The sequence below is a fragment of the Sphingosinicella sp. genome, assembly GCF_041916975.1.
Lineage (GTDB): Bacteria > Pseudomonadota > Alphaproteobacteria > Sphingomonadales > Sphingomonadaceae > Sphingosinicella.
The window spans coordinates 3,696,720-3,711,408 of record NZ_JAYRYK010000001.1 but is presented as its reverse complement, the minus strand read 5'-3'; the positions used below and the strand labels follow the sequence as shown (position 1 = coordinate 3,711,408).

Sequence of the window (14,689 nt, the reverse complement as noted above, 5' to 3'; positions counted from 1 at the left end):
CAAGTAAAGCTGCGGATAGTGATGGCGTCGGGTTGAGAGGGAGCCCTGCGATCGGGAGAGATTCCCGCAATCGGCCCAAACGCTGCAGTCGGGAGGACAGGTTTTTTGCGCTGAACCGGATGGAACCGGAACATGGGAAGCCCCAGGGCCTTCCCTGTCATAAAACGCAGCATTTGAGTTGAATATGAATTTATATTCTACATTGAAGTGTGAACAGAACAAAAAGGGGGAATGTAATGTCGAAATCGGTAAATCTCGTTAGCATCCGGCGGCCTGCCCGGCGCCTCATGACCTCGGCCGCGGTGCTTGCGCTGCTCTCGCCTGTACAGGCGCTGGCGCAGGAAGACGCCTACGGCATCGAAATCATCACCGTCACGGCCCAGAAGCGCACGGAAAGCGTGCAGGACGTGCCGATCGCCATCACCGCATACTCCGAAGCCGGCCTCGCCGCGCGCGGCATCGACGGACTCGGCGATCTCGCGCAGAACACGCCGAGCCTCGGCTTCGGCAACTATTCGGATCTCAAGCTCTCGCCGATCGCGCTGCGCGGTATTTCCGCGAGCTCAGGCTCGGCAGGGCAAGACCCGGCCGTCGGCGTCTATGTCGACGAGGTGTTCATGGGCGGCGGCGTCGGCGCCAACATCGACATGGTCGATGTCGAGCGCGTCGAGGTGCTGCGCGGCCCGCAGGGCACTTTGTTCGGCCGCAACACCGTCGGCGGCGTCATCAGCATCACCACGAAGAAGCCGACCGATGAATTCGAAGGCTATGTGATGGGCGGCTACGGCGATTACGACGCCATCAACCTGCGCGGTGCCGTCAGCGGTCCCATCATCGAAGACAAGCTCCTCGCCCGCATCTCCGCGCAATATGAAGACCGTGATGGCTTCACGCGCAACGAGATCGACGGCACGCGCGGCGACGATTCGCACACGTGGAACCTGCGCGGCCAGCTTCTGATGCGCCCTACCGAGAACGCCGAGTTCATCCTCACCGGCGAGTACCGCAAGGTGAACCAGCGCTCGAAATATTTCGAAACGCTGGCCTACGATACCGATCAGCTGCTCCCCCAGCTCCTCGAAATGTTCGAACTTCCGCTCAACACCGACCCCTTCGATCGCCGCGTCTATTCGGACCTCGCGACGAAGGAGACGCTGAAGGCCTGGGCGGTTTCGTTCAACGCCAACATCGATTTCGGCGGCGTCGATTTCACCAGCATCACCTCGTACCGCGAGCATGAATACGACAACATCGGCGATACCGACATGTCCCCGCTGCGCTGGCTCTACGACGGCGACCCCGAAGACGTCTGGCGGTTCAGTCAGGAACTGCGGCTCTCTTCGAAGGGCGACACCGCGCTCAGCTGGATCGCCGGCCTCTATTATTTCCATCAGACCAGCCGGAATCTCAGCTTCGTCCGGCTCGGCGAGGATCTCGCCGAGCTGCTCGAAGTGCCCGCGATGGACATCGGCTCCGACGCCGACATGAAGCTCGATAGCTACGCGGCCTACGCAAGCCTTTCCTACAAGATCACCGATCAGCTCGAAACGACGCTCGGCGGCCGCTTCACTTACGAGAAGAAGTCGATCCTCTATTCGCAGTTCGATCCGCTCGCACTCCTCGGCGGGCAGGTCGACGGCCTCCGCGGCAAGGACAATTGGAAGGCCTTCACGCCCAGCTTCAACATCCGCTACCACTTCAACCCGTCGGCGATGGCCTATGCGACCGTCAGCCGCGGCTTCAAGAGCGGCGGCTTCAACGACGCACTCGGCGACGCGAACGGCATCAGCTACGATCCCGAATATATCTGGAACTACGAGATCGGCGTGAAGATGAGCCTTCTCGAAAACCGCCTGCGCGTGAACGTGGCGGCGTTCGCGATGGAATGGACGGACATCCAGATCTCGTCGGATGACCCCAACACCCTCCCCTTCGATCCGCGCACAAGCAACGCCGGCAAGGCGCACTCGCGCGGCGTCGAGCTTGAAGTCACGGCCGTGCCGATCCCGGCGCTGGAACTCGGCTTCAATCTCGCACTCACCGATGCCGCCTACGACGAAGGCACCGTGCCCACGGCGCCCGGCAGCCCGGAAATTCCGCTCGCTGACCTTCCGCGCGCGCCGGAAACCCGCTTCGGCGTGAACGCGCAATACACGGTGCCGATCGGCGACCTGTCGCTCACCCTGCGCGGAGACTACCTCTACGAGCGCGGCACGGACCTGCTGCCGATCAAGGATCCCGCGGGCCGCGTCGGCACGGTGGGCCTCCTCAACGGCCGCGTCACGCTCGCCGGCGAAGAGGATCGCTGGTCGATCGCGCTGTGGGGCAAGAATCTCACCGACAAGACCTACAAGACCCGCCTGTTCGATCTCTCGAACCAGACGCTTGTGGGGCAGCAGCTCATCGTGCTCGGCGCACCGCGCACGTTCGGCGTGGAGGCGCGATTCAACTTCTAGGATCACGCCCGCAAACCGTGCCATCATCGGGGAGACGCCGCGACGGGACCGCGGCAGCTCAACGATGGTGGCACCAACATGAAAGGACCGTCTGAGTGAAGGAAGGTGTTATGCGCGAACTCATCTGTTCATCGAAGGCTCCGCGCGGCGAAGGCTGGCGCAGGGGCGTGCTCCCGCTTCTGGTCAGCGTCGCACTGCTCGGCACCGATGCATTGCATTCGGAGGTGAAGGCGGAGGCGCTCTCGCCCGAAACCGCGTCGCGGATCGATGCGATCATCACAAACCGCATGGAAGCGGCCCCCTTCCCCGGGCTTGCCATCGCCATCGAGCGCAAGGGCGAAGTCGTCTATGCGAAGGGCTTCGGCAAGGCCGATCTGGAGCAAGACGTACCGGTTACGATCGACACCGTCTTTCCGATCGGTTCGATCACCAAGTCCTTTACCGGTCTGGCGCTCGCTCAACTTGTCGTGGACGGCAAGGTCTCGATCGAGGAAACCGCCGGGCATTATCTTCCCGATCTGCCGGAACCTGCGCGCAGCGTGAAGGTCCGCCACCTGCTCAATCACACGGGCGGCCTTGTGAACTACACGGATCTTCCGGAATTCCCATACAATTCGCGTAAGGAATTCACGCGTGAGGAAATGGTCGGCTACTTCGCGAGCAAGCCGTTGATGTTCAAGCCGGGAACCGCCTGGAGCTATTCGAACTCCGGCACATATCTCGTCGGCCTCATCATCGAAAAAGTATCGGGCGTGACTTACGACGAGTATATCCGCACGCACATCCTCGAACCGTTCGGCATGTCCAAATCGCTCTATTCAGACTGGACCCGCCTCGTCCCGCACCGTGCGCACGGATACAAGAAGGGCAAGAACGGGTGGCAGAATGGGCTACAGTATGATCCCGTCGTTCCCTTCTCGGCGGGCGCGATCATGTCGACGGTCGGCGATCTTCTGAAATACCGCCGCGGCGTGTTCGCTTCCGACAAGACCAGCCAGGCTGTCCGCGATGTGATTCTGACGCACGACAAGCTCGCTGACGGAACCGAGATCATGTATACGCTCGGCTGTCTGGGCGAGACGCGTTTCGAAGGCCACCGCAAGATTGCGCACGCCGGAGACATTTATGGGTTCTCGGCAAATTACGCTTACTACCCGGATGATGATCTCGTCATCGTCATCACCACCAACCATCAAGGCGGTGCGTTCCCACCACTCAGCGTCGAACAGAAAATCGCGCGCGAGATGCTTGGCGTGCCGCAGCCGGTCGTCAAATCACTGCCGGTTCCGGCAGACTTCGGCACGCGCGTTTCGGGCGACTATTATTTCGCGCCCTACCGCTTCGGGCCGGAGGTGCACGGCTTCTCCTTCAAGGATGGCCAGCTCTATCTGAATTTCGGTGGAACGAAGTCGGGCGGCCCGGCGCTGCCGCTGCTCTATCAGGGCGCGGGCCGTTTCGTCTCCGTTGTCGACGACGAACACAATGTCGTGTTCAAACCGGGCAAGCACGGCAAACCCAGCACGCTGACGATGCAGTATTACGGCGGTACGTTCAGCGCGCAGCAGACTGCCGTGAAGTAATCACGCCCAACACAAAAAAGAGAGGCCGGGGAAACGATTCCCCGGCCTCTTTTTTTTCCTGGCGCTTCGCTCCCGCCAGGGGTTCCCGTTCGAGATGGAAACGCCCGCGCTTCCATCTCGAACGGTCGACTTCAGAACTTGAAGCGCGCCTCGACGCCATAGGTCCGCGGCGTGGCGAGCGACTGCACGGCCTGCCCGCCGATGATCACGCCATCGTCGCGGTAGAGCGCGTAGTCCTTGTTCGTGAGGTTGCGTCCCCACAGGAACAGCGACCAGCCCTGTTCGCTGCCGATCCCGATGCGCCCGTTGAGCACCGTCACATCGCCTTGCGAATAGCCGTTGTCCGGCCCGAAGAAGATGCGGCTGCGATGCGTCAGGTCACCGCGCAGCGTCAACGAAAGCGTGTCGGTCAGCGGCGCCTCGTACTGCGCACCCACGCTGATGTTGTGCTTCGGCGCCTTCACCATCGTGTTGCCGGTGAAATCATCGCCGCCCGGCGTGGCACCTTCATAGTCGAGGAACTTCGCATCGAGATAGCTGTAGTTCACGGTGACGTCGAAGCCGTTCACGGGCCGCGCGGTCAGCTCGAGTTCGACACCCTTGCTGCGCGCGCGCGCAGCGTTCGAGGTCTGGAACTGTGGCAGGCCGCCCACCAGCTCCAGCTGGTTCACCTGCAGATCCTTGTAACGCAGATAATAAGCCGACGCGTTGAAGCGCAGGCGGTTGTCGAGCAGATCGGATTTAAGGCCGATCTCGTAGCTTGTCACGAATTCGGGTTCATACTCGGCATCGTCCGTGGGCGTCACCGAAAACACGTTGTAACCGCCGGATTTGAAGCCGCGGCTGACAGTCGCGTAGGTCAGAACCTTGTCGTTCCACTTGTAATTGAGACTCAGCGACGGAGAGAAGTCATCCTCCGATCGGCCGAAGCGGCGTTCCGGCGTCGTCGCCAGCAGCAATCCGAACGGATCGCCGATCTGGCTGTGGATGACGTCCTTCTTCTCCCACGTATAGCGCAGCCCTGCGGTAATGCTGAACTGGTCCGTCACGCGATAGACCGCCTGGCCGAACCCGGCGATGCTTTCAGACTTCACGGTCGCAAGGATGTTTCCGGTCACTGCCTCGGGGTAGATACCGAGGTCGGTGCCGATCACTGCGGCGGAGTTCGTCGCAAGCCGCTGGTGGAAATAATAGACGCCGAACACGTACGTCAGCGGGCCGCTGTCGGGCGAGGCGAAGCGCAGTTCCTGGCTGAACTGGTTCTGGTCCTCGCTGATACCCGAAGCGAGCAGATCGAGTGCCGTGTAATCATTGTCCGCGAGGTTGTACCACTGAAACTCGCGGTAAGCGGTGATGCTCGTCAGCTTGCCGCCAAGGAGCGACCAGTTGATCTCGCCAGAGGCGCCGAACGTATCGCGGTTCTGGACCGTATCGCGGTTCTGCACCACCTTGCGGTCCCAGCCGTCCGCATCGGCAAGCGGCGTGCCGGTGAGATCGCCGTTGTCGGTGATGTCGAGGGCACCGGAATTCGTCCGGTCGCGGGAGGCATCGACACGCACGACGAGTTCGAAGTCGTCGTTCTCGCTGTAAACCGCGGTCAGGCGGCCAGAGAGCGAATCGACGTCGTCGAGATCGGTGCCGGTCAGCAGGTTCTTCACCAGCCCGTCGCGGCGGTCGATGCCGCCCGAAACGCTAACATAGAACTTGCCCGGAACCACCGGCCCGCTGACCGATGCGCTCGCCCGGATCGCATCATAGTTGCCGTAGCTCGCGCTGATGTCGCCGCGCAGTTCGTCGCCCGGTTTGCGCGTAATGAAGTTGATCGCGCCCGCGATCGTGTTCTTGCCGTAAAGTGTGCCCTGCGGCCCGCGCAGCACCTCGATGCGCTCAAGATCGTAGAGGCTGTTGTTGATCGTTGTCGGGCGGCCCATGTAGACGCCGTCCACGTAAACGCCGACGCCCTGATCGACACCAGGGTTGTTCGTTTCCGAAACGATGCCGCGAATCGAGATCGACGTTCCGCGCAGCTCGCGCATGTCGATGTAGACGCTCGGCAACGAGGTCGCGAAATCCTCGATACGGCCGATGCCCTGGTCCTTGATGGCGTCGGCAGAGAACGCCGAAACGGAAATCGGCACGTCCTGGATCGATTCCGCGCGCTTCTGCGCGGTCACGATGATCTCTTCCAGTTCAGCCGTTTGTGCCGTCGCGGATGCGGCGATACCGGCGCTGCCGACGCAAACCGCCGAACACAAAAGCGTGCGCTTCAAAACATGCATCTTGTTTCCCCTTTTTGTCCCATGCGCCAATTCGGCCCACTTTTCCCATCGCCAAGCTCCGCCGTGCGCCCATTGCGGGCGCCGTCTGTACGATCAGGATCATTCTCTATTTTGAAATTGAATTCAAGTTGATTATTGTCCGATGAGGATCATCGTTTCCAAAAGACCAAAGAATCAACCACTGAAGGATACTGGACAGCCCATGGTAGACCTGCCGTCGCCCTATCTCCTCTTTCTGGGTGACACCCGGAGCGAGGCCTATGCCAAGACCGCTTTCGGCCTGCGCGACTGGGCGCCGGAGGCTGTGATCGGCGAATATGCCATGTCGGAAGCCACGGTGAGCCTGGGCCTCGAAAGGCTCACGCCCGCAGCCGCCGCGTCGCGCGGCGCACGTGCGTTGCTTGTCGGCATCGCGCCGGTTGGCGGTGCCATCCCCGCCCACTGGCTGCCCGAACTCATCGCGGCGCTGGAAGCCGGGCTCGACATCATCGCCGGCCTCCACCAGCGGCTCGCAGACATCCCCGAGCTCGCCGCGACCGCACAGCGTCTTGGTCGCACGCTGTTCGATATCCGCCACCCCACCGTCAGCTTCAGCACGGGAACGGGCCTCCCGCGCTCAGGCAAGCGGCTCCTCACTGTGGGCACGGACTGCGCGCTCGGCAAGAAATACACCGCGCTTGCCATCGCGCAGCGGTGGCGCGCGCTTGGCGGCGATGCGGATTTCCGCGCGACGGGGCAAACCGGCATCATGATCGCCGGGCACGGCGTCGCCATCGATGCCGTCGTCGCCGATTTCATCGCAGGCGCCGCCGAATGGCTGAGCCCGGCGAACGCCGCCGATCACTGGGACATCATCGAAGGCCAGGGCTCGCTCTATCACCCCGCCTTCGCGGGCGTCACGCTCGGCCTGCTGCACGGCGCGCAGCCCGACCTGTTCGTGCTCTGCCACGATCCGACACGCGCCGCGATCTACGGCTATCCCCACGTTCCGATGCCCGATCTCGCCGAGGCAATCGCGCTTTATACCCAGCTCGGACGGCTGACGAACCCGGCCATCGCCTGCGCCGGAATCAGCATCAACAGTTCGAAAATGAGCGGTACCGAACGTCAGGACTGGATCGCCCGCACCTCAGACCGGCTCGGCCTCCCCGTCGCCGATCCACTGCGCGACGGCGTCGATGCGTTCATTCAGAAGATGCAGCCGCTCAGGGCATGACCCCGTGCCGCAGCGCCGGTTGCGCCGGCGCCGTCCGCCGTGCCAGCGTCTGGTCCAGAACCCGGATCAGGCGCGGCCGCGTCTCGCGCGGGTCGATCACGTCGTCGATGTTGAGCTTCGATGCCGCGTGGAACGGCCCGGCGCAGCGCGCATAGTTCGCGGTCAGGTCGCGGATCAGCGCCTGCGGGTCGTCCGCCGCCTCGATCTCCTTCGCGTGTGCGGCCAGCACCGATCCGCCCGGCGGCAGCGAGCCGAAATCGGCTGTCGGCCACGCAAGGATCATCGCCTGCTCTGCCTCAGCCCCACCCATCGCGACCGCGCCGAACCCGAACGCCTTGCGGATCACGACCGTGATGCGCGGCACGGAAGACCATGAAATCGCGTAACTGAGCGCAAGCCCCGCGCGCAGCGTCCCCTCCTGCTCCGCCTTCGGCCCCGGCATCACGCCCGGTACGTCCTGCAGGAAGACGATCGGGATATGATACGCCGAGCACAGATCCACGAAATGCCGCACCTTGTTCGCCGCCTGCGCCGTGATTGCGCCCGCCGAAACCATCGGCTGGTTCGCGATGATCCCCACCGAATGACCGCCGAGCCGCGCAAGCCCGGTCACGATCATGCGCGCGAAGTCAGGCTTGATCTCGAAGAAGCTGTCCCGGTCGACAATGCTGTTGATCAACTCTTTCACATCATACGGCAGCCGCGGATTTTCCGGGATGAGGCTCAGCAGCCGCTCGTCCATCCGATCGGCAGGATCGTCGCACGCCGCGCGTTCGGGATATTCGAAGGCATTCCGCGGGAAATAGGAGAGAAACCGCTGCGCCATCGCGATCGCGGCCTCCTCGGTCGCAGCGGCATTGTCGGCCACTCCCGAGATTCGGCAATGCACCCCCGCCCCACCGAGCTCCTCGGGCGTCACGCTCTGCCCAGTCGCGGACTTCACCACCGGCGGCCCCGCGGCGGCGAGCATCGCGGTGCCCTCCACCATGATGATGAATTCGGCAAGGCTGCTGAGAAGCGCCGAATCCCCCGCGCTCGGCCCCATCACGATGGCGACCTGCGGCGCGATGCCGGAAAGCCGCGCGAGCGTGATAAGATGCGAAGCCTCGGGCAGCCCCTCCCCGATCATCTCCTGCGCGCGCGCGCCCGCGCCGTCCTGCAGCCAGATGATCGGCATGCGCTCACGCAGTGCGATGTCGGCGATGCGGTGTTTCTTCCGCCCGTGGTGCAGCCCGTACGTACCGCCGTGCACGGTGAAATCCTCGGCCGCGACGCATACCGGCCGCCCGTCGATCGTCCCGGTACCGATGATCACACCGTCCGCGGGCGTCACCTCGTCCACCGTCTGCGCGTAGCCGATCGGGCTCGCGTGCGAAGCGAGCTGCCCGTATTCGAGGAAGCTCTCAGGATCGAGCAGCATCGCGATCCGCTCGCGCGCCGTGCCCTTCCCGCGATCCCGCTGCCGACGGACCTTGTCCTCCCCGCCCATCGCGAGCGCCCGCGCGCGCCGCGCCCGCAGTTCCTCGATCGCTTCCGCCATGCCCATCGTCGTTGCTCCGTAATGACGATAATGGGCTCAACACTGATTTAACTTAAATTCAAGTTCTATTATTGAGAGTAGGCGCCGCTTGATCTCCGAAATCCTCGGCACGATCACCCATCAGGAACCTTGGCCCCGTCCCCGCCCCCGCCGCCCGGTCACCCGGATTGTATAGCGCGCAGCGCTGCAGCGAGAGGCACCCGCATCCGATGCAGCCGTCGAGCAGATCGCGCGTGCGCTCGAGCATGGCGATTCGCGCGTCGAGTGCCTTGCGCATCCGGCGGCTGATCCGCGTCCAGTCCGCCTGCGTCGGCACGCGGCCATCGGGCAGCGTCGCGAGTTCCGCCTCGATCTCGGTCAGTGTCAGCCCCAGCCGCTGCGCGATCAACGCGAACGAAAGCCGCCTTATGTCGGATCGCAGAAAGCGGCGCTGGTTGCCCCCGGTGCGGATCGGGCTCACCAGCCCCCGCTCCTCGTAGAAGCGGATCGCCGACACGCTGAGCCCCGTGCGCCGGGCGAGTTCGCCGATGGTGAGTGTCGTTTGTGTCATGCCGCAAGCCTTCGAAAAATCGCGCTTGACCTCAAGTTAACTTGAGGTTGTACGACTCGCAAGGACAGGCGCCACCGGGTGCCCGAACTGCGGAGAAAATCATGAGTTTTCCAAGAATTGAGCACGTGAACGTCACCGTCACGGACCCCGAACGGACCGCCCGCCTGATGCAGGCCCTGTTCGACTGGAAGATCCGCTGGCAAGGCCCTGCACGCGACGGCGGACGAACGATCCACATCGGTTCAGACAACCACTATATCGCGCTCTACACCGGCGCGGACGCCGCCTACACCGACGAGGATTTCCGAAAAGGCCGCCCGCTCAACCACATCGGCGTCGAGGTCGAAGATCTGGACGAGACCGAAGCGCGCGTGTTCGCCGCAGGGCTCATCCCCTTCAGCCACGACGACTACGAACCCGGCCGCCGCTTCTATTTCTTCGATCCGGACGGGATCGAATATGAAATCGTCAGCTACGGCTGAGCGTCAGCGCCAACCGGCTGTCAGCTTCTGCCCGACCGCGACATCCTCGGGGAAATCCACCTCGCCCCACTCGAGCCCCTCGATCGAGGTGACGAGCACGGTCGAGGCCGGGTCGGCGGCGATGTGGTGGATCGCGCGCAGATACCAGCTTCGCGTGCCTTCGGGCGAGTGCATCATGCGTTCGACCTCGGCACGGAAGCGCGCGCCGCCCTCCGCATTGAAGCGCAGGAAGCCGATGGATTCAGCGTTGCTTTCTTCCGCCGTCAGCCGCTTGCCAATGTCGAGCAGACGCTCGCCTTCGCGGCGCACCTTCATGTCGTCGAGGTCGTATTCGTCCTTCACGTCGACCGTGATGCGGATCGGCGCATCGGGCGCGGCGAGCACGCGGTCCACGATCTCGCACGAGATGAGCGTGTCGCCGTTCAGGATCACGAACGGCTGGTCCATCAGTTCGCGCGCCAGCCACACGGAGCCGAGATTGTCCGCGACCTGATAGAAGGGGTTGAACAGCGTCCGCACCGCGACGCGCCCGTCATTCCGGCGCGCGATCGCCGCGTCCACCATGTCCGAATTGAAGCCGACCACGACGGTGATGTCGTCGATGCCGCCCCCGATCAGCATGTCGAGCTGCCAGTCGAGCAACGTGCGTCCCGAAAATTCGATCAGGCACTTGGGCCGGTCGGCGGTCAGCGGCAGCAGGCGTGAGCCCTGCCCTGCGCTCAGGATGATGGCGCGTTTGGTCATTTTGCGCGCCTAGACCGGAAATGTGGCAGGATGTGGAATGGTCGTTTCAGCCGCGCGCGGCAAGGATCGCGCTCGCAATTTCATGATCCTCGACCTTGTCGACATCGATGCAGGCTTCCGGCCTGTCGAGCAGCACCGGCGCCGCCGTCACGCCGAGCCGCGCCCCCGCCCTTGCCAGCGCGCCCTCCACGCGCATCGCACGCAGCAGATAGCCCAGCAGAAGCGCGGGGCCGAACGCCCGGGCGATGGCACGCACCTTTTTCCGCTCGCTCTCCACACGCTGCCAGAAACGCACCGCGGAGAGTGCCGCGGGCCGCGCGAGAAAGAAGAGGTTCGCGCCGGAATAGGCGCCACCGCGGAACTTGAGCCACGTCCGCCGCGCGTGCGGATAGGCGCGCGCGAACACCTCGCGCGGCACGAGCCCCACCGCCACGTCTGTGCCCCCCGCCTGCGCCCCGGCGATGAATCCGGTCAGCGTCTCGGCATCCAGAAGCACGTTGTCCGCCGTCGTCACGAGGAATGGCCAGCTGTCAGGGTGCGCTTCAAGCGCAGCCGCCACGGCTGCACTCACCGAGTTCCCGCCGGAAAGCACGCTGATCCGCGTATCCGCCGCCATCCATGCCGTACCCGGATGCGCAAGCAGCCGTTCGGGCGCCTGCGCGAGCACCACCGTCCGTGCGATGTCCGGGTGCGCCGCGAGAACACGCGCCACGCGGGAGAGCATCGGCTCCCCGGCAACTGCGATCAGCGCCTTGTCCTCCAGGCCGAAATGCGCGGCAAGCGGGTCCGTGCCCGGCCGCCTGCCGGCGACGAGGAGCGCCGTAACCCGCGCCTTGTGCTCCGTTTCCAACCCGCCCATCCTTGTCGCAAAAGCGCAACACAGCATCCTCGAAGCCGCCTATGACCAAATGCGGGCGAAGTCCATGCTTGGCGCAGGCTCCGGTTTGGGAGACAAGATGATGCCAAGGGGGCGTGTGTTCGAGGAAACCGTACATGCGTCGTTTCACCGTACCTGCACTGCTTGTCGTGCCGCTTATCGCTCTCCCCGCCTCCGCGCAGACCGCGCCGGGCGAGAAGGACAAACCGACCACGAGCCGCGCGCTCGACGCGGCGACGCAGCCTGTCGAAGACGTCAATCTGAAGAAAGACGAGATTCCGCAGGATCTGCTCGATATCCTCGAAGATCCCTATTCGCTGAAGGGCATCCGCAAATGCGCCGAGGTGCGCGCGGCCGTGGAAAAGCTCGATGCCGTGCTCGGCCCTGATCTCGATGTCGAAATCGCCGAGGACAAGGGCAAGAAGCGTGCGGACACCGTCCTGCGCCTCTCCGGCAACTTCCTCTCCAACCTGATCCTGCCTTTCCGCGGCATCGTGCGCGAGATTTCAGGCAGCGCGGAGAACCAGCGCCGCTACAAGGCCGCGATCGTCACCGGCGTCGCGCGGCGCAGTTTCCTGAAGGGTTACGGCGCCTCGAAAGGCTGCAAACCGCCCGCAGCGCCATTGCCGCTCAGTGCCGAAAAGGCGGCCGCTCAGGCGAGCCGAAGTTCGTCCTGAGGGGTGGTAAGCAAAAGCCCTAGCAGGATCGCGCGCGTCTCGCCGTCCACTACACCGTCGATATTGGAAGGCCGGAACCGGCGCTGGAACGCCACGATCGCCGCCGGGCCGTCGCTCACATCGTAACCGTAGCGTTCAAGCGCGAGCACCATGCCTGCGTCCGTCCAGTGCGGATCAGCGATCGCGTCCGGCACCGCCGTTGCGAGGCCAAGGCGGGCGAGATGCGGCCAGTCGAAAAGCTCGCCGGGGTCGGCCTTGCGCGCGGGCGCGATGTCGCTGTGGCCGACAACGTTGCCGGGCCGGATGCCGTGCCGCTTCACGATCTCGGCCAGAAGCGGGATCAGCGCGTCCATCTGCGCCTCCGGGAACGGCTGGTAGCCGAATTCATGGCCGGGATTGACGATTTCGATACCGATACTCGCCGAGTTTACGTCGCGGATGCCGCGCCAGAAGGATTTTCCCGCGTGCCACGCGCGCCGGTCCTCGCCGACGAGGCAGAGCACGTTGCCGTCCTCGGCGATCATGTAGTGCGCCGAAACCTTGGCTTCCGCATCGGTCAGACGCTGCAGCGCCGCCGTCGCGGACTGCATCCCCGTGTAGTGCAGCACCACCATCGAAACGGGCAGCGCCCGCGCATCGTGGTTTGGCGAAGGGCAATCGATCATCGCTTCACCTCGCGCGCCCATTCCTTCACCAGCCCCTCATCCGTCTTCTGCGTCGCGCTCCGCCATGTCACCACGGCGACGCCCACGAAGGTGATGAGCGCCCCGACCACGAACTCGAAGCTGATCGGCGTATCATACACCATGATCGCGATGATCACCGCGATCAGCGGTGTCGGCAAGGTGAGCGGCGCCATCACTGTCACCGGATAACGCTGCAGCAGCCAGCTCATCCCGGCATGGCCGACGATCGAGGAGCCGACCGCTGCATAGATCAGCCAGCCCCACACGTGCGCGTCCGCGTCCGCAGCGCGGGCAATCCCGCCGGGCTCGAACCAGAGCGCGGCGGAGAGCAGGAGCGGTACGCTCACGAACGCGAGCCATGCGTGAATGGTCAGCGGATTCACGCCCTGCAGGCGTCGGAACAGCATCGAGCCGACCGCCCACATGAACGAAGCGAGGATGGTGAGGCTCACGCCGAGCCGCTCATCCCATATCGCCGGGTCGAAACCCATGATGACGATGCCGACGAACGAGGCCGCGGTGCCGACGATGCGGATCCAGCGGATCGTCTCGCCGAGGAAGATCACCGCAAGGATCAGGCTGAACGGCACGCCGAGTTGCCCTGCGATCGAGAGCGCCGCGACATTCTCCGTAAGCGCGAAGCTGAGACCGCCGAGCCCCATGAAGATCGCGCCCGACACGACGCCCGCGATCACGATATCGCGCATCCGGCCCTTCACGAGGCGAAGCCACGGCAGCATCACCAGCAGCACGATCGCGTAGCGCAGGAACACGCCCGTCATCGGGCCGAGCGCGTCGATGATCTCCTTCACCGCAACGACGTTCATCGCCCAGAGGAGGTCGATGAACAGGATGAAGGCGAGGTGCGCGGGCTTCATGATGACATGATCGTGCGGTAAGCCGCGTTGATTTCCGCCATGCGCAGGTCGGCGACGCGGATGAACTCGGCGGGCGTGCCCTCCGCGTAGTGCCGGTCTGGGTGGTGCCGTTTCACGAGCGCAAGGTAGGCGCGGCGCACTGTCTCCCGGTCCGCGCCGGGTTCGATACCGAGCACGACATAGGGATCGTCCGGGTCCGGCGCGACATAGCGCGTCCGGATCCGCGCGAAATCCGCGTCGGTGATCGCAAACTCGCGGCGCACGCGGTCGACGTATTCCAGCTCCTCGCGCGTCACCCCGTCGGCAACCGCGATCATCAGCAGTGCCTCGACGAGGTCTTCAAGCACGGGCGAGCCGGTGCCGATGATGCTGCGCACCTGCCGCGCATAGCTCTCGAACCCGTCCGTCGAACGCTTGGCGAGGTTGTAGAAGCGCTCGGCGTTCTCGCGCTCGGCCGCTTCCACCTGAAACAGCCGCTCGAACACCGCGAACTCGTCCGCCGAGGCATAGCCGTCGGCGCGCGCCATCTTGGCGGAAAGCGCGATCGCGGCGATCGTGAAGGCGACCTGCGCGCGCTCGCCACGCCCCAGCCGCGCCGCGCCCACGTCGATCGCGTGCCCGGCGGCAAGACCCGCAAGCGCGCCCAGCGGCCCGCCGATGGCGAGGCCGACAGCGGTTCCCAGAATCTTGCCCCAGATCGACATGCGCCGCTGTCTAGACGCTG

13 protein-coding genes are annotated in these 14,689 nt (G+C 64.2%); 5 read left to right on the top strand and 8 right to left on the bottom strand.

What is annotated here, in order from left to right; translation table 11 throughout:
• Positions 1-236: 236 nt before the first annotated feature.
• Complete coding sequence (locus tag ACE3TJ_RS17385) at positions 237-2,456, top strand: TonB-dependent receptor (protein ID WP_374598430.1); 2,220 nt, start codon at positions 237-239, stop codon at positions 2,454-2,456.
• Between the two features lie 110 nt (positions 2,457-2,566).
• Positions 2,567-4,036 carry a serine hydrolase domain-containing protein gene (locus ACE3TJ_RS17380; protein ID WP_374598428.1) on the top strand — a complete coding sequence of 490 codons (1,470 nt, stop codon included), beginning with the start codon at positions 2,567-2,569 and terminating at the stop codon, positions 4,034-4,036.
• Between the two features lie 131 nt (positions 4,037-4,167).
• On the opposite strand, the gene ACE3TJ_RS17375 is transcribed toward ACE3TJ_RS17380, so the two are convergent.
• The gene (locus tag ACE3TJ_RS17375; protein ID WP_374598426.1) at positions 4,168-6,315 is read right to left on the bottom strand and encodes a TonB-dependent receptor; all 2,148 of its coding nucleotides are present in this window, start codon (positions 6,313-6,315) and stop codon (positions 4,168-4,170) included.
• Positions 6,316-6,517: 202 nt separating this feature from the next.
• Here ACE3TJ_RS17375 and ACE3TJ_RS17370 point away from each other — a divergent pair, with 202 nt between their 5' ends.
• Positions 6,518-7,531 carry a DUF1611 domain-containing protein gene (locus ACE3TJ_RS17370; protein ID WP_374598424.1) on the top strand — a complete coding sequence of 338 codons (1,014 nt, stop codon included), beginning with the start codon at positions 6,518-6,520 and terminating at the stop codon, positions 7,529-7,531.
• Here ACE3TJ_RS17370 and ACE3TJ_RS17365 read toward each other — a convergent pair.
• Together ACE3TJ_RS17365 and soxR are read right to left on the bottom strand one after the other, a co-directional pair.
• Positions 7,521-9,077 (bottom strand): acyl-CoA carboxylase subunit beta, encoded by a 1,557-nt coding sequence (locus tag ACE3TJ_RS17365; RefSeq protein ID WP_374598422.1) that lies wholly within the window; start codon positions 9,075-9,077, stop codon positions 7,521-7,523. The genes ACE3TJ_RS17370 and ACE3TJ_RS17365 overlap by 11 nt on opposite strands.
• Positions 9,078-9,129: 52 nt before the next feature.
• Complete coding sequence (soxR, locus tag ACE3TJ_RS17360; protein WP_374598420.1) at positions 9,130-9,621, bottom strand: redox-sensitive transcriptional activator SoxR; 492 nt, start codon at positions 9,619-9,621, stop codon at positions 9,130-9,132.
• A 101-nt stretch (positions 9,622-9,722) separates the two neighbouring features.
• Here soxR and ACE3TJ_RS17355 point away from each other — a divergent pair, with 101 nt between their 5' ends.
• Entirely contained in the window at positions 9,723-10,103 is a 381-nt protein-coding gene (locus tag ACE3TJ_RS17355; protein ID WP_374598418.1) for a VOC family protein, read from the top strand.
• A gap of 3 nt (positions 10,104-10,106) precedes the next feature.
• Here the strand turns inward: ACE3TJ_RS17355 and ACE3TJ_RS17350 are convergent, their stop codons facing one another.
• A complete protein-coding gene (locus ACE3TJ_RS17350; RefSeq protein WP_374598416.1) occupies positions 10,107-10,847 on the bottom strand; it encodes a sugar phosphate nucleotidyltransferase in 741 nt (246 codons plus the stop codon).
• Positions 10,848-10,893: 46 nt separating this feature from the next.
• On the bottom strand, positions 10,894-11,697 hold the full coding sequence (locus ACE3TJ_RS17345; protein ID WP_374598414.1) for an NTP transferase domain-containing protein: 804 nt from the start codon (positions 11,695-11,697) through the stop codon (positions 10,894-10,896).
• A gap of 143 nt (positions 11,698-11,840) precedes the next feature.
• Between ACE3TJ_RS17345 and ACE3TJ_RS17340 the strand changes: the two genes are divergently transcribed.
• On the top strand, positions 11,841-12,401 hold the full coding sequence (locus ACE3TJ_RS17340; protein WP_374598412.1) for a hypothetical protein: 561 nt from the start codon (positions 11,841-11,843) through the stop codon (positions 12,399-12,401).
• On the opposite strand, the gene ACE3TJ_RS17335 is transcribed toward ACE3TJ_RS17340, so the two are convergent.
• The 3 genes from ACE3TJ_RS17335 to ACE3TJ_RS17325 are packed head-to-tail and all read right to left on the bottom strand — an operon-like array spanning position 12,377 to position 14,669.
• On the bottom strand, positions 12,377-13,087 hold the full coding sequence (locus ACE3TJ_RS17335) for an N-acetylmuramoyl-L-alanine amidase (RefSeq protein WP_374598410.1): 711 nt from the start codon (positions 13,085-13,087) through the stop codon (positions 12,377-12,379). The genes ACE3TJ_RS17340 and ACE3TJ_RS17335 overlap by 25 nt on opposite strands.
• Positions 13,063-13,965, bottom strand: coding sequence for a DMT family transporter (locus tag ACE3TJ_RS17330; protein ID WP_374598408.1), 903 nt, complete (start codon positions 13,963-13,965; stop codon positions 13,063-13,065). The genes ACE3TJ_RS17335 and ACE3TJ_RS17330 overlap by 25 nt, the downstream gene beginning before the upstream one ends.
• Positions 13,962-14,669: a TerB family tellurite resistance protein gene (locus ACE3TJ_RS17325; RefSeq protein WP_374598406.1), complete on the bottom strand. Its 708-nt coding sequence runs from the start codon at positions 14,667-14,669 to the stop codon at positions 13,962-13,964. Before ACE3TJ_RS17325 ends, ACE3TJ_RS17330 begins: the two co-directional genes overlap by 4 nt.
• Between the last annotated feature and the right edge of the window lie 20 nt (positions 14,670-14,689).

Coding starts and splice junctions, on each gene's coding strand:
- ACE3TJ_RS17385 (WP_374598430.1), top strand. CDS start 237: ATGTCGAAATCGGTAAATCTCGTTAGCATCCGGCGGCCTGCCCGGCGC.
- ACE3TJ_RS17380 (WP_374598428.1), top strand. CDS start 2,567: ATGCGCGAACTCATCTGTTCATCGAAGGCTCCGCGCGGCGAAGGCTGG.
- ACE3TJ_RS17375 (WP_374598426.1), bottom strand. CDS start 6,315: ATGCATGTTTTGAAGCGCACGCTTTTGTGTTCGGCGGTTTGCGTCGGC.
- ACE3TJ_RS17370 (WP_374598424.1), top strand. CDS start 6,518: ATGGTAGACCTGCCGTCGCCCTATCTCCTCTTTCTGGGTGACACCCGG.
- ACE3TJ_RS17365 (WP_374598422.1), bottom strand. CDS start 9,077: ATGGGCATGGCGGAAGCGATCGAGGAACTGCGGGCGCGGCGCGCGCGG.
- soxR (WP_374598420.1), bottom strand. CDS start 9,621: ATGACACAAACGACACTCACCATCGGCGAACTCGCCCGGCGCACGGGG.
- ACE3TJ_RS17355 (WP_374598418.1), top strand. CDS start 9,723: ATGAGTTTTCCAAGAATTGAGCACGTGAACGTCACCGTCACGGACCCC.
- ACE3TJ_RS17350 (WP_374598416.1), bottom strand. CDS start 10,847: ATGACCAAACGCGCCATCATCCTGAGCGCAGGGCAGGGCTCACGCCTG.
- ACE3TJ_RS17340 (WP_374598412.1), top strand. CDS start 11,841: ATGCGTCGTTTCACCGTACCTGCACTGCTTGTCGTGCCGCTTATCGCT.
- ACE3TJ_RS17335 (WP_374598410.1), bottom strand. CDS start 13,087: ATGGGCGCGCGAGGTGAAGCGATGATCGATTGCCCTTCGCCAAACCAC.
- ACE3TJ_RS17330 (WP_374598408.1), bottom strand. CDS start 13,965: ATGAAGCCCGCGCACCTCGCCTTCATCCTGTTCATCGACCTCCTCTGG.
- ACE3TJ_RS17325 (WP_374598406.1), bottom strand. CDS start 14,669: ATGTCGATCTGGGGCAAGATTCTGGGAACCGCTGTCGGCCTCGCCATC.